This window comes from Pseudomonas fjordensis, assembly GCF_976987115.1.
The window spans coordinates 6466210-6478705 of the sequence record NZ_OZ336860.1 but is presented as its reverse complement, the minus strand read 5'-3'; the positions used below and the strand labels follow the sequence as shown (position 1 = coordinate 6478705).

The 12496-nt window shown below is 61.8% G+C and carries 12 protein-coding genes; 7 read left to right on the top strand and 5 right to left on the bottom strand.

Annotation, left to right across the window (positions count from 1 at the left end; all coding sequences use genetic code 11):
- Nucleotides 1–67: 67 nt before the first annotated feature.
- The 4 genes from ACWHXD_RS29775 (at nt 68) to ACWHXD_RS29760 (ending at nt 4169) form a co-directional block, all read left to right on the top strand.
- Entirely contained in the window at nt 68–1162 is a 1095-nt protein-coding gene (locus ACWHXD_RS29775) for a polyamine ABC transporter substrate-binding protein (protein WP_138762037.1), read from the top strand.
- Between the two features lie 66 nt (nt 1163–1228).
- Nucleotides 1229–2371, top strand: coding sequence for an ABC transporter ATP-binding protein (locus ACWHXD_RS29770; protein WP_003195240.1), 1143 nt, complete (start codon nt 1229–1231; stop codon nt 2369–2371).
- The gene (locus tag ACWHXD_RS29765) at nt 2368–3288 is read left to right on the top strand and encodes an ABC transporter permease subunit (RefSeq protein WP_003195238.1); all 921 of its coding nucleotides are present in this window, start codon (nt 2368–2370) and stop codon (nt 3286–3288) included. Before ACWHXD_RS29770 ends, ACWHXD_RS29765 begins: the two co-directional genes overlap by 4 nt.
- Nucleotides 3285–4169: an ABC transporter permease subunit gene (locus ACWHXD_RS29760; RefSeq protein WP_003195236.1), complete on the top strand. Its 885-nt coding sequence runs from the start codon at nt 3285–3287 to the stop codon at nt 4167–4169. The genes ACWHXD_RS29765 and ACWHXD_RS29760 overlap by 4 nt, the downstream gene beginning before the upstream one ends.
- A 138-nt stretch (nt 4170–4307) precedes the next feature.
- Here ACWHXD_RS29760 and ACWHXD_RS29755 read toward each other — a convergent pair whose 3' ends face one another.
- Nucleotides 4308–4949, bottom strand: a complete 642-nt coding sequence (locus ACWHXD_RS29755) for an HD domain-containing protein (RefSeq protein ID WP_138762038.1) — start codon at nt 4947–4949, stop codon at nt 4308–4310.
- 266 nt (nt 4950–5215) lie between these two features.
- Between ACWHXD_RS29755 and ACWHXD_RS29750 the strand changes: the two genes are divergently transcribed.
- On the top strand, nt 5216–6181 hold the full coding sequence (locus ACWHXD_RS29750; protein WP_138762091.1) for a GlxA family transcriptional regulator: 966 nt from the start codon (nt 5216–5218) through the stop codon (nt 6179–6181).
- On the opposite strand, the gene ACWHXD_RS29745 is transcribed toward ACWHXD_RS29750, so the two are convergent.
- Nucleotides 6159–6512: a carboxymuconolactone decarboxylase family protein gene (locus tag ACWHXD_RS29745; protein WP_032894639.1), complete on the bottom strand. Its 354-nt coding sequence runs from the start codon at nt 6510–6512 to the stop codon at nt 6159–6161. The genes ACWHXD_RS29750 and ACWHXD_RS29745 overlap by 23 nt on opposite strands.
- A 99-nt stretch (nt 6513–6611) precedes the next feature.
- On the opposite strand from ACWHXD_RS29745, the gene ACWHXD_RS29740 reads away from it, so the two are divergent.
- Complete coding sequence (locus ACWHXD_RS29740) at nt 6612–7514, top strand: AraC family transcriptional regulator (protein WP_032894640.1); 903 nt, start codon at nt 6612–6614, stop codon at nt 7512–7514.
- Nucleotides 7515–7649: 135 nt separating this feature from the next.
- On the opposite strand, the gene ACWHXD_RS29735 is transcribed toward ACWHXD_RS29740, so the two are convergent.
- Together ACWHXD_RS29735 and ACWHXD_RS29730 are read right to left on the bottom strand one after the other, a co-directional pair.
- Complete coding sequence (locus tag ACWHXD_RS29735; RefSeq protein ID WP_138762039.1) at nt 7650–10004, bottom strand: penicillin acylase family protein; 2355 nt, start codon at nt 10002–10004, stop codon at nt 7650–7652.
- A gap of 26 nt (nt 10005–10030) precedes the next feature.
- Complete coding sequence (locus ACWHXD_RS29730; RefSeq protein WP_032894642.1) at nt 10031–10606, bottom strand: DUF6436 domain-containing protein; 576 nt, start codon at nt 10604–10606, stop codon at nt 10031–10033.
- Nucleotides 10607–10704: 98 nt separating this feature from the next.
- Here ACWHXD_RS29730 and bipL point away from each other — a divergent pair, with 98 nt between their 5' ends.
- Nucleotides 10705–11646: a phospholipase BipL gene (gene bipL / locus ACWHXD_RS29725; protein ID WP_138762092.1), complete on the top strand. Its 942-nt coding sequence runs from the start codon at nt 10705–10707 to the stop codon at nt 11644–11646.
- Between the two features lie 86 nt (nt 11647–11732).
- On the opposite strand, the gene ACWHXD_RS29720 is transcribed toward bipL, so the two are convergent.
- On the bottom strand, nt 11733–12485 hold the full coding sequence (locus ACWHXD_RS29720; RefSeq protein WP_032894643.1) for a DUF2059 domain-containing protein: 753 nt from the start codon (nt 12483–12485) through the stop codon (nt 11733–11735).
- Nucleotides 12486–12496: the final 11 nt, after the last annotated feature.

Genomic DNA, 12496 nt, shown 5'->3' with positions numbered 1-12496 from the left:
AAGTTGCGCGCCGGTTTTGTTGCCGGGCAACAACTTCAAGGCCCCAACTATTTAAGAGGACCTCCACTTGCCAATTTCTTTATTTCGCAAAGCCATGCTGGTGGGTGCAGGTATCACGCTGGCCGCCAGCGTGCAGGCCGCACCGACGGTGCATATTTATAACTGGTCGGATTACATCGGCCCCGACACCCTGGCCAACTTCGAAAAGGCCAGCGGTATCAAGCCCGTGTATGACGTGTTTGACTCCAACGAAACCCTGGAAGGCAAGTTGCTCGCCGGGCGCACCGGCTATGACGTTGTGGTGCCGTCCAACCACTTCCTGGGCAAGCAGATCAAAGCTGGAGCGTTCCAGAAGCTCGACAAGTCACTGCTGACCCACTACGCCAACCTCGACCCGGTACTGCTCAAACGCCTGGAAAAGAACGACCCGGGCAACCAGTACGCGGTGCCGTACCTGTGGGGCACCAACGGCATTGGCTACAACGTCGACAAGGTCAAAGAAGTGCTGGGTGTCGACAAAATCGACTCCTGGGCTGTGTTGTTCGAACCGGAAAACATGAAGAAGCTGGCTTCTTGCGGCGTGTCGTTCATGGATTCGGCCGATGAAATGCTGCCTGCGGTACTCAACTACATGGGCCTGGACCCCAACAGCACCAACCCGGCCGACTACAAGAAGGCCGAGGAAAAACTGCTGAAAGTGCGGCCCTACGTGACCTACTTCCATTCCTCCAAATACATCTCGGACCTGGCCAACGGCAACATCTGCGTGGCGGCCGGTTTCTCCGGCGATGTGTTCCAGGCCAAGGCTCGCGCAGCAGAGGCGGGCAAAGGCGTGAACATCGCCTACACGATTCCCAAAGAAGGCGGCAACCTGTGGTTCGACGTGCTGGCGATTCCCAAGGATGCCAGCAACGTCAAGGAAGCCCACGCCTTCATCAACTATTTGCTGCAGCCTGAGGTGATCGCTCAGGTCAGCGATCAAGTCGGTTACGCCAACCCTAACCCAGGGGCGGACAAACTGATGGAGCAGTCGATACGCACCGACGCAGCGGTTTACCCACCGCAGGCGGTTCTCGAGCGGACATTCGTCAACTTTGAGCTACCCCCGAAAGTGCAGCGTTTAATGACCCGTAGCTGGACCAAGGTCAAGACGGGCAAGTAAGGCTCAAACTATCCAAGGCTGGCCCGCATTGGGCCGGCTGCACAGTTTTTTTTGGGAGTTTCGTAAATGGCAGTTGCCTCCGGCGCCTATAAGAAAGCCCTCGAGGGCGACCAGACACCGAAGAAGGTGCTGGTCAAAATCGACCGGGTCACGAAGAAGTTCGACGAGACGATTGCCGTGGACGATGTGTCCCTGGAAATCAAGAAAGGCGAGATCTTCGCCTTGCTCGGCGGTTCGGGTTCGGGCAAATCCACCTTGCTGCGCATGCTTGCAGGTTTCGAGCGCCCAACCGAAGGTCGCATCTACCTCGACGGCGTGGACATCACCGACATGCCGCCCTACGAGCGGCCGATCAACATGATGTTCCAGTCCTACGCCTTGTTCCCGCACATGACCGTGGCGCAGAACATCGCCTTCGGCCTGCAACAGGACAAGATCCCCAAGGCTGAAGTCGACGCACGCGTGGCCGAGATGCTCAAGCTGGTGCAGATGAGCCAGTACGCCAAGCGCAAGCCGCACCAGCTGTCCGGCGGCCAGCGCCAGCGTGTGGCCTTGGCCCGCTCCTTGGCCAAGCGCCCGAAACTGCTGCTGCTCGATGAGCCGATGGGCGCACTGGACAAGAAGCTGCGCTCGCAGATGCAACTGGAGTTGGTGGAGATCATCGAGCGCGTTGGGGTGACCTGCGTGATGGTGACCCACGACCAGGAAGAGGCCATGACCATGGCCGAACGCATTGCGATCATGCACCTGGGCTGGATCGCCCAGATCGGCAGCCCTATCGATATCTACGAAACCCCCACCAGCCGCCTGGTGTGCGAGTTCATTGGCAACGTCAACATCTTCGACACCCAAGTGGTGGACGACGCTGAAGGCCACGCGGTGCTCAAGTGCCCGGACCTGGACCGCGACATCTACGTGGGCTACGGCATCGCCACCTCGGTGGAAGACAAGTCGGTGACCTACGCCATTCGCCCGGAAAAGCTGTTGGTGACCACCGAGATGCCGACCTGCGAGCACAACTGGTCCAGCGGCAAGGTCCACGACATCGCCTACCTGGGCGGCCACTCGGTGTTCTACGTGGAGCTGCCGAGCGGCAAGCTGGTGCAGTCCTTCGTCGCCAACGCCGAACGCCGTGGCCAACGCCCAACCTGGGGTGACCAGGTTTACGTGTGGTGGGAAGACGACAGCGGCGTGGTACTTCGCTCATGAACATGAAGAAATTCAAGCGGCGCTTGGATCGCATCGTGCCCAATGGCAAGCAGGTGGTCATCGGGATTCCCTTCCTCTGGCTGTTCCTGTTTTTCGCACTGCCGTTTTTCATCGTGCTGAAAATCAGCTTTGCCGAAGCCGATGTGGCGATCCCGCCCTATACCGAGATCTATACCTACGTTGAGCAAAAGCTGGAGGTGGTGCTGAACCTGGCCAACTACAGCTTGCTGGCCGGCGACGAGTTGTATATTGCCGCCTACCTGGGCTCGCTGAAGATGGCGTTTTTCAGCACGCTGCTGTGCCTGCTGATCGGCTACCCGATGGCCTACGCCATCGCCACCGCGCGCAAAGAGATGCAGACCGTGCTGGTGCTGCTGATCATGATGCCGACCTGGACCGCGATCCTGATCCGGGTGTATGCGTGGATGGGCATCCTCAGCAACAACGGCTTGCTCAACGGCTTTTTGATGTCCATGGGCTTGATCAACGAGCCGCTGCAGATCCTCAACACCAACATCGCGGTGTACATCGGTGTGGTCTATTCGTACCTGCCGTTCATGATCCTGCCGCTCTACGCCAACCTGGTGAAGCACGACCAGAGCCTGCTGGAAGCCGCTTCCGACCTGGGGTCGAGTACTTTCAACAGCTTCTGGAAAATCACCGTGCCGCTGTCCAAGAACGGCATCATCGCCGGTTGCATGCTGGTGTTTATCCCGGTGGTGGGCGAGTTCGTGATTCCTGAACTGCTCGGCGGCCCGGAAACCCTGATGATCGGTAAGGTGTTGTGGCAAGAGTTCTTCAACAACCGTGACTGGCCGGTGGCGTCTGCCCTGGCGGTGGTGATGCTGGCGATCCTGATCGTGCCGATCATCCTGTTCAACCGCAGCCAAGCCAAAGAGTTGGAGGGCAAGATATGAAGCGCTTTCGTTTCTCCAGCTTCATGCTGGTCGCAGGTTTGTTGTTCATCTACCTGCCGATGTTGATCCTGGTGATCTACTCGTTCAACGAATCCAAGCTGGTGACAGTGTGGGGCGGTTGGTCGATCAAGTGGTACGTGGGCCTGTTGGACAACACCCAGTTGATGGGCTCGGTGGCCCGCTCCCTGGAAATCGCCTGCTACACGGCGGTGGCGGCGGTGGCGTTGGGTACGCTGGCAGCCTTCGTGCTGACGCGTATCAGCCAGTTCAAGGGCCGCACGCTGTTCGGCGGCCTGGTGACGGCGCCGTTGGTGATGCCCGAAGTGATCACCGGTCTGTCGCTGTTGCTGCTGTTCGTGGCCATGGCGCAGATGATCGGCTGGCCCCAGGAGCGTGGCATCGTCACCATCTGGATCGCCCACACCACCTTTTGTGCGGCGTATGTGGCGGTGGTGGTGTCGGCGCGCTTGCGTGAGCTGGACCTGTCGATCGAAGAAGCGGCGATGGACTTGGGCGCACGGCCGTGGAAGGTGTTCTTCCTGATCACCATCCCGATGATCGCGCCGTCGCTGGCGGCGGGCGGCATGATGTCGTTCGCGCTATCGCTGGACGACCTGGTACTGGCCAGCTTCGTGTCGGGCCCCGGTTCTACTACCTTGCCGATGGAAGTGTTCTCGGCGGTGCGCCTTGGGGTTAAACCCGAGATCAACGCCGTGGCCAGCCTGATTCTGTTGGCGGTGTCGCTGGTGACCTTCCTGGTGTGGTTCTTCAGCCGTCGGGCCGAAGAGCATCGCAAGAAGGCCATTCAGCAGGCGATTGAAGAAGCGGCGGCGGATGGCTGGCAACAGCCGGACAAGCGCCGGGCGCCAGCCCCGGTCTAACTGCCGGAATAGGGTGAAAATGTGGGAGCTGGCTTGCCTGCGATGGCGGTGTATCAGTCACTTATTAGGTGCTGACCCACCGCCATCGCAGGCAAGCCAGCTCCCACAGTAGTTTTGCGGTGCTTATAAAATCGGGTTTCAGTCAGCCCACGGCGACGTGCGGATCACCTGCACAAAATTCATCGGATTGAACCCCGGTTCCTGGTCCACCAGCACATCGGTCTTCACGTTGCCAAACGTGGTCTGCGGGCGATGGCGCAAGCCGTCGGCGAATGCGCAGATGATGCACTCCTTGAACCCTTCACCCCGTGGATGCGCATGCACCACCGCTTCGCGCTGCACGCTGCTGAAGGCGGTGTAGTCCATGCCCAGCACGTCCATCTCCACACCAGCGGTCACCAATGCCACCGTGGGGCGCAGGTGTTTCGGCACGCCCGGCGTGGTGTGCAGGGCGATGGACAACCACACTTGTTCAATATCGTCATCGCTCAACCCATAAGGCTTGAGGAACGCAGCGGCGGCGTTGGCGCCGTCCACTTCGAAACGCTCGTCGTCACTGCGGTGGCCTTCCATCAGGCCCAGGTCATGGAACATTGCGCCGACGTAGAGCAACTCCGGGTTGTAGGCCAACTGCTTGCGCTCACCGCTCAAGGCGCCGAACAGGAAGACGCGGCGCGAATGGTGGTAGAGCAGGTCGGACTCGACGTCGCGAATGTATTCGGTGGTGGCCCGGGCCAAGGCGCTGTCAGGAATCTGGATACCGGCTATGTTGGTGCTCATGGTGGATCTCCTCTGGAAAGATTCCAGTCTGGTCCCATGGCCCAGGAGCGGCTATCGCCACAGGGAGGCGATCCCGGCCAATGTGCCGCCACATCGTGCCAAGTGGAGTAGCCCTTTCAGGCCTAAGGAGATCAAATGTGGGAGCGGGCTTGCTCGCGAAAGTGGCCTGTCAGTTGATGCATGTGTCGGCTGGGCCACCGCCTTCGCGAGCAAGCCCGCTCCCACAGGGGATTTGCGCTCATTCAGTGAGAGAGGTGTTTGTGAGTATGGGCAAAACCGTCGCCATCCTGATCTTTCCCGGTGTCCAGTCGCTGGACGTGACCGGGCCGATGGATGTGTTCTGCGAGGCCAACCGCTTCCTGGCGCCCGAGGATCACTATCGGCTGGAAGTACTCGGCTTCGGCCACGGCGCCATGGCGGCCTCCAACGGTTTGTCATTGCAGGCGCACAAGCACTACAGCGAAGCCCGACAACCCTACGACCTGCTGCTGGTCGCCGGTGGCCCGCAGTTACCCTTCGAAGATTTCGGCCCCGAGTTTGACGCCTGGCTGCGCGCGGCCGCCGCGAAGGCGCAGCGCTTCGGCTCGATCTGCAACGGTGCCTTCATGCTGGCTCGCGCGGGCCTGCTGGACGGCAAGACCGTCACTACCCATTGGAATGACGCCGCCAGCCTGGCGCGCCTGTGCCCCTCGGCCCAGGTCGAAGCCGACCGCCTCTATGTGCAGGACGGCAAGCTCTACACTTCCGCCGGGGTCACGGCAGGTATCGACCTGTCGTTGTACTTGCTGGCCCAGGATCACGGCCCGGAAGTCGCGCTGAGCGTGGCCAAGCGCCTGGTGGTGTTCACTCAGCGCTCGGGCGGGCAATCGCAGTTCAGTCCGTTCCTCACGCCCCATGCCGAAACCACCTCGGCGGTGGCGCTGGTGCAACTGTACGTGCTGGCCAATCTGACGGGAGACTTGACCATTGCCGACCTGGCCAAGGCGGCCAATATGAGTGCGCGCAATTTCTCCCGGGTGTTTGCCCGTGAAGCGCGGATTACGCCAGCGGAGTTTGTCGAGAGGGCGCGTGTGGATGCGGCGCGGGTGATGCTTGAAAGCAGCCACGCACCGCTTAAAACCGTGGCCTATCAATGCGGCTTTCGCGACGCCCAGCACATGCGCAGTGTGTTCAACCGCCGGCTGGGCGTCACGCCGCAACAGTTCAGGCTTAACTTTGCGGCGCCGGTTTGAGCGTGTCGTAGGCTTCCAGAGCGCGCAGCGAGTAGATGTAGGCCGCGCCTGCATTCATCGAGATCGCGGTGGCCAGCGTGGCCGCCACTTCTTCGCGGGTTGCCCCGGCCTTGATGGCGGCGTCGGCATGTACGCCGATGCAACCGTCGCAGCGGGTGGTGATCGCCACGGCGATGGAAATCAGTTCACGGGTCTTGGCGTCGAGTACATTGTTTTCCTCGGCAGCTTCCCCCAGCGCCATGTAGGCTTTGACCATTTTCGGGTTGCTCTTGCCCAGTGAGCCAAAGGCTTTCTTCACGGTAGGCAGCAAGTCGGACCAGTTATTGAACATTGCAGTAACTCCTGAACAGGTTGGGTGTGAAGCCAGTCTGCGCCGTTCGGGGCTGGGGCTATTGTTCAATCCGCTCATCTTTTTGACCGATACTCGCAAATGAATGCCATCGACACCCTTATCGCGCTGGCCAACCTGCGCGGCAGCCTGGATTTGCGTTGCCAGTTCCAAGGGGACTGGGCGCTGGACCATGCGCCGGAAAACCTCGGCGTGGCGCCGTATCACATCGTGCTCAGCGGCACCTGCCGCGCCGAGTTGTCTGGCGGGCAGTGTGTGACGCTGGAGGAGGGCGATATCCTGCTGATGCCCGGTGGCGGTACCCACTTGCTGCGCAGCCAGGGCGCGCGGATCCGCCCGATGCAGCCTCGCGTTATTGACGGTGGGGTGCTGACCGTGCACCGTTTGGGCGGCGAACAGCCGGATGTGGATATGCTGTGTGGCAGCTTTCACTACAACCGCCAGTCGCTGTTGTTTGATGCGTTGCCGGACTATCTGGTGGTGTCCAGCCGCCAGTGGCAGGGCGATGGGCAATTGGCGGCGTTGATAGCGTTGCTGCGCAGTGAAGCCGACGGGCAGCAAGTGGGCGCCCGTTCGTTTATCAATGCGCTGTCGTCGGCCCTGTTCACCTTGATCCTGCGCAGTTGGCTGAGCGACCAGGCACCGGTGGCGGGTACCTTCGCCTTGCTCGCTGACAAGCGCTTGAGCAAGGCCTGGCAAGCCATGCTGGCTGAACCTGGGTATGAGTGGACCATCGACAGCCTGGCGTTGGCGGCCAGCATGTCCCGCGCCACCTTTATGCGTGCGTTCGTCAAAGTGGCAGGCGTATCGCCCTGGGTGTTGCTCACCCAACTGCGCATGGAGAGGGCGTTCAACCTGCTGCGTCAGTCACGCCTGAGCCTAATCGATATCGCCGCCCAGGTGGGTTATCAGTCCCAGGCGGCGTTCAGCAAGAAATTCAAGGACACCTACGGCCAAGCGCCAGGGCGCATGCGGGCAGGCTAGCCCCAATACCTGTAGGAGCGAGCTTGCTCGCGAAAAACTCACAGGCGCCGCGTTCATTCAGGAAGCACGCGTTAGCGTTGACGTTTTTCGCGAGCAAGCTCGCTCCTACAGACAGGGGGTCGGATAGGTTGGTCCTTATCGGGCGGGCAGCAGTTTCAAGGTGCCGCGGGTATTGGCCGTCACTTCCTCATCACTGAAGTGCGCCTGCTCGTACCTTCCCTCGATATAGCTCTGCGCCTGGTCGCCATAGTGCGTATCAAACGGCACGCCGCTTTGCCCCACCGGGTTGATGGTGAGGGCGTGGGTCGGGTCGGCGAAGTCGATCAGGCGTCGTGTCGACGGGCCGTAGGTCACCGGCCACGGCGCCGGGCCAATCGGGGCGGTCTGGTTGTTTGGCACTTCGTGGCTGCCCGGTGCCGGGAACGGACCGACGTTGAAGATCTTATCCAGCGGCTTTTGCAGGCCCAGCGGGTGGCCGTGGGTCAGGGTGTGCGCCTTGCCCCACTGCCACTGCGCCGGGTCATCGCCGAACGTCGCCTTGAGGTGGGCCAGGCTGTTGTCCCAGGCGAGCTTGACGGTATCGGCGCGGTTGCCGTTCCACCAGGGCGAGTCTGCCGATGCGGCCAGGCGGGGCAAGGCGGCGTCGATCACGCGGGTGCCGAGCAAAGTCTTGAACAAGGCATCGCCCAGTTTGGGGTGAAAGGTCGCGTCGCTGAGGTTGAACAGCAACTGGTTGAACAGCGTGGCACTGGTGGAGTCCAGCGGGTAGTCACCCTTCCAGTTGGCAAGCTGTTCAACCAATTTGAGTTGCGCCGGGTCCTTGACCACCTCGCGCAGCACCGGCAACAGCGGCGCCAGCAGGCGCGGGCCATAGGCGGTGGTGGTGCCCAGTTGCAGGGCCTGGCTGTTGGTCACATCCCACTTAACGCTTGGGTCGCTCAACTGCGCGTTCAACTGCTGGCCACGGTCAGCCAGGTTGTAATAGCCGGGGATCGGCATACCGGTGGGCGATGCCGGCTGGGCATTGGCGGACACCACGTAGCCGCGCGGCGGGTTTTCTTCCTGGGGGTTGGCACTGAAGGGGTAGAAACCCAGCTTGTCGGCCTGGGCGGTACTGCCGTCGAGGACGAACGCCGGGTTGACGCCAGCCGGGCGGATCGGCAACTGCGCCGCTGCCCACCAGCCGATATCGCCCTTGGCATTGGCCCACACGATGTTCAGGCCCGGCGCCGAGACCTTCGCGGCCGCGGCACGCGCCTTGGCCAGGGTATCGGCACGGTTGAGCTGATAGAAACCATCGAGGATCGGGTTTTCACTGTCCAGGAACGCCCACCACATGGCAATCGGTGTGCTGCCGGCGTTCTCACCGAGCACATCGTTGATGATCGGGCCGTGGGGCGAGCGGCGCAGGGTGAGGGTCACCGGCGCCTGGCCCTTGACCTGGATCTGCTGCTCGCTGCTGCTCATGTCCACCCATTGGTCGTGGTACCAGACCTGGTTGGGGTTGTCTGGGTTGACCTTCTCGGCGACCAGGTCGAGGTCGTCGTTCTGGAACATGGTCAGGCTCCAGCCGAAGTCCAGGTTGTGCCCCAGGAACGCCACCGGTACCAGCGCGTTGTGGTAGCCGTACAACTCAAAGCCTGGCGCCGACAACTGCGCTTCGTACCACACCGAAGGCACCGAAAAACGGATATGCGGATCACCCGCCAGCAACGGCTTGCCGCTTTGGGTATGGCTGCCGCTGACGGCCCAGGCATTGCTGCCTTCGAACTGCGGCAGGCCGTTGTCGGACAGGGCCTGTTCGCTCAGGGCGGCGATGGCGCCAAGGGTCTGCCAGTCGCTGGCCGCCAGGTTGAGGGCGCCCTTGGGTTGCCAGTCCAGATCAAAGACCTTCAAGTAGTCGCTGCCCAGCCGGTCGCGCACATAGGTCAGCACCGGCTCGGTGCGAAAGGCCGCGGCAAAGCTGTAGGCCATGTACCCGGCGACGCTGATGCTGTCTTCGGCGGTAAACGGTCGCTTGGCGATGCCCAGCACATCGAACTCCATGGGGCTGGCGTGGCTGTCCTGATACTGGTTGATCCCGTCCAGGTAGGCTTGCAGGGCTTTGGACGAGGCTGAGTCAGGGTCCATGTGCTCCACGTAGCTCAAGGCACGCTCGCGAATGCGCAGGCTGCGAAACAGCTTATCGGTTTCCAGCAGCTTGGGCCCCAGCACCTCGGCCAGTTCACCACGGGCCAAGCGCCGCATGATCTCCATCTGGAACAGGCGGTCCTGGGCATGCACATAGCCCAAGGCGCGGTACAGGTCGGCTTCGTTTTCGGCACGGATATGCGGTACACCACGGTCGTCGTAGCGCACCGTGACCGAGCCTTGCAGGTGCGCCAGCGTCACCGTGCCCTGGCGCGTAGGTTGTTTGCTGTAGACGTACCAACCGGCGCCCAGGGCGACCAGCACAATCAGCACCGCAAAAACCTGCAAGACGCGCTTCATGAACATTCCTTACCAGAGTGGGCGGACTACAGATCCTTAGGCCACGAACAATAGCAGCCTACCGCGAGAGTGTGAGTGGCATTCACCTCGCGTCCGGCTCCAAGGGCCTTGAGGATCGGCTCGATAAAACTGTTGCTGGCGTTGCACGTGAGGCCTTCGCTGTAGGGGCCGAAATACGCCAGCTTGCCGGTGCGATCCCAAATGCCCACGGCCGGGCTGGCGGGGATCTGGTCCGCGCCGGGCAAGGCATCAAGGACTTTCAGATGGCGCAGGTTCTCGGGCAACTGGCCGTGGCTGCCGGGTTTTTGCAGGGCATAGAACTCCACCCCCTGGGGCGCGTACTGCTCGATCAACTCGCCCAGGTGTTGCTGGTTACCCACATTGCACGGGCAGGCCGGGTCCCAGAAGTGCACCAGACGAATCGGGCCAGGGCCGCTGAGCGCGGCGGGCAGTTGCAGCGCATCGCCGGAAAATACCGCCGTGTGTTCGCTGAAGGCGCGCAGGTAGCGGCCCTGGAACCAGTCATACGCAGCCCACAGCACCCCCGCGCAGATAACCAGGATCAGGCTGGCGAACAGGGCATTACGGTAGGGCGGTCGCATTGGATGTATCCTCGCAGGTCGCGTAGCTTGCCATGCTTGTCCTGACAGATGAATATCGCAGCTCGATATTCATCTTCACCGCAAGTCTGGAAGCCTTTATGCCCGTCACCTTTGACCCTGATCATCTGCGCGAAAGCTTGCGCCCCCTGGTGGATGCGCAGCCGCTGTCAGCCGAGGCGAGGGTTTACCAGCGTTTCTACGGGCTCGACCTGGCCGCACGCCAGGTGCCGGCAGTGAGCCGCCTGGGGCGTTTTGAGGTGGATGGGTTTGAGGTGGTGGCCCAGGTCTGGTGGCCGCCGGCGCCGGTGGCGACGATGTTCCTGTTCCACGGTTTCTACGATCACATGGGGCTGTATCGCCATGTGGTGGAGTGGGCGTTGGACCAGGGCTTCGTGGTGATCGCCTGCGACCTGCCGGGCCATGGCTTGTCCAGCGGCGCACGCGCCAGCATCGATGACTTTGCGGTGTACCAGAGCGTGGTGCAGGCGTTGTTCGTCGAGGCCAAGGCGCTGCAATTGCCGCAACCCTGGCACCTGTTCGGGCAAAGCACCGGCGGCGCCATTGTGGTAGACCACCTGCTCAACCACGGCGCCCAAAGCCCGGCCCAGGGCGAGACCTTCCTGCTGTCGCCGCTGGTGCGGCCGCGTGCCTGGGGTTGGTCGCAGGTCAGCTATTACCTGCTGCGCCCGTTCGTCAAAGGCATCGCCCGGCGTTTCAGCGATAACTCCAACGACCCGGCGTTCAAGCCGTTCCTGGAAGCCGACCCGCTACAGCCTCGCCAATTGCCTACCGCTTGGGTGGGGGCGCTGGCGCGCTGGATCAAACGCATCGAAGCCGCACCGCGCAGCCCCCGGCGCCCGGTGATTGTGCAGGGTGAGGAAGATATGACGGTGGACTGGCAGCACAATCTGCAGGTGTTGCGGGGTAAGTTCGACCAGCCTGAGGTGTTGATGCTCAAGCGGGGTCGGCATCACTTGGCCAATGAAATTGCGCAGATTCGCGATGAGTACTTCAGTTTTCTCACCCGCCACCTGAAATAACGCAATCCAAATGTGGGAGCTGGCTTGCCTGCGATAGCGGTGTCACTGACAGATCGCAATCGCAGGCAAGCCAGCTCCCACAGGGTTTACTGCGCGAGGCTTGAGGTGCTTTGGCCGACCGCAAGCCCTGCGCGAATGGCGGCAAGGGCGGCCTGGTAGTACGCCTTGCCCTCCGGCGACTCGGCAAAGGTGGCGAATTCTTCCAGCTCCGGGTCGGACAAATCCCGGTAGACATACAGCAAGGTGTTGTTCAAATCCTTGTCGATCTGCTGCATCAGCCGCTCGCGCTGGCCATTCAACATGCCTTGCGCCTGACCGCCGCCGAGCAGGCCGGGGATCATCTGGCTCAAGCTGTCGGCCGCTACGCCCGCAATCGCCAGGCTGACCTCGGCACCGGCCTCGCGGGCGGGCAGGGCCTGGGCCAGGTGGCCGATGATCAGGCTGCGGGTGGCATCGGCTTCGAGTTTGGGCAGGCCCTGAGCGTTTTTCGCCAGTTGGTCGCGGCGCGTGGCCAGCAACTCGGCGGCGACGATCTTGCGGCCCAGGGGCGATTGGAAAAACGCCAGGGCAGGTTTCGGGTCGGGCAAGTGCTTGCGCAGTTGCGCCTCGGCACGCTGGTCCATGGCCTGGGCGGCAAAGCGTTTATTGCTGTTGTCCACCAGCGCCTGGTACACCACTGGCGGCAGGCTATTGCGGTAGCGCTGCTGGGCGGCACTGAGGGCGTCATTGAAGTGCGCACGTTGTTCGGCCCAGCCGGCGACCTTGTACAACTGGTCATGGCCGTCTGCCCAGGCGGGCAAAACGCAGAACATCAACACAGAAAAAAACAAACGACGCATAAGGACTCCTG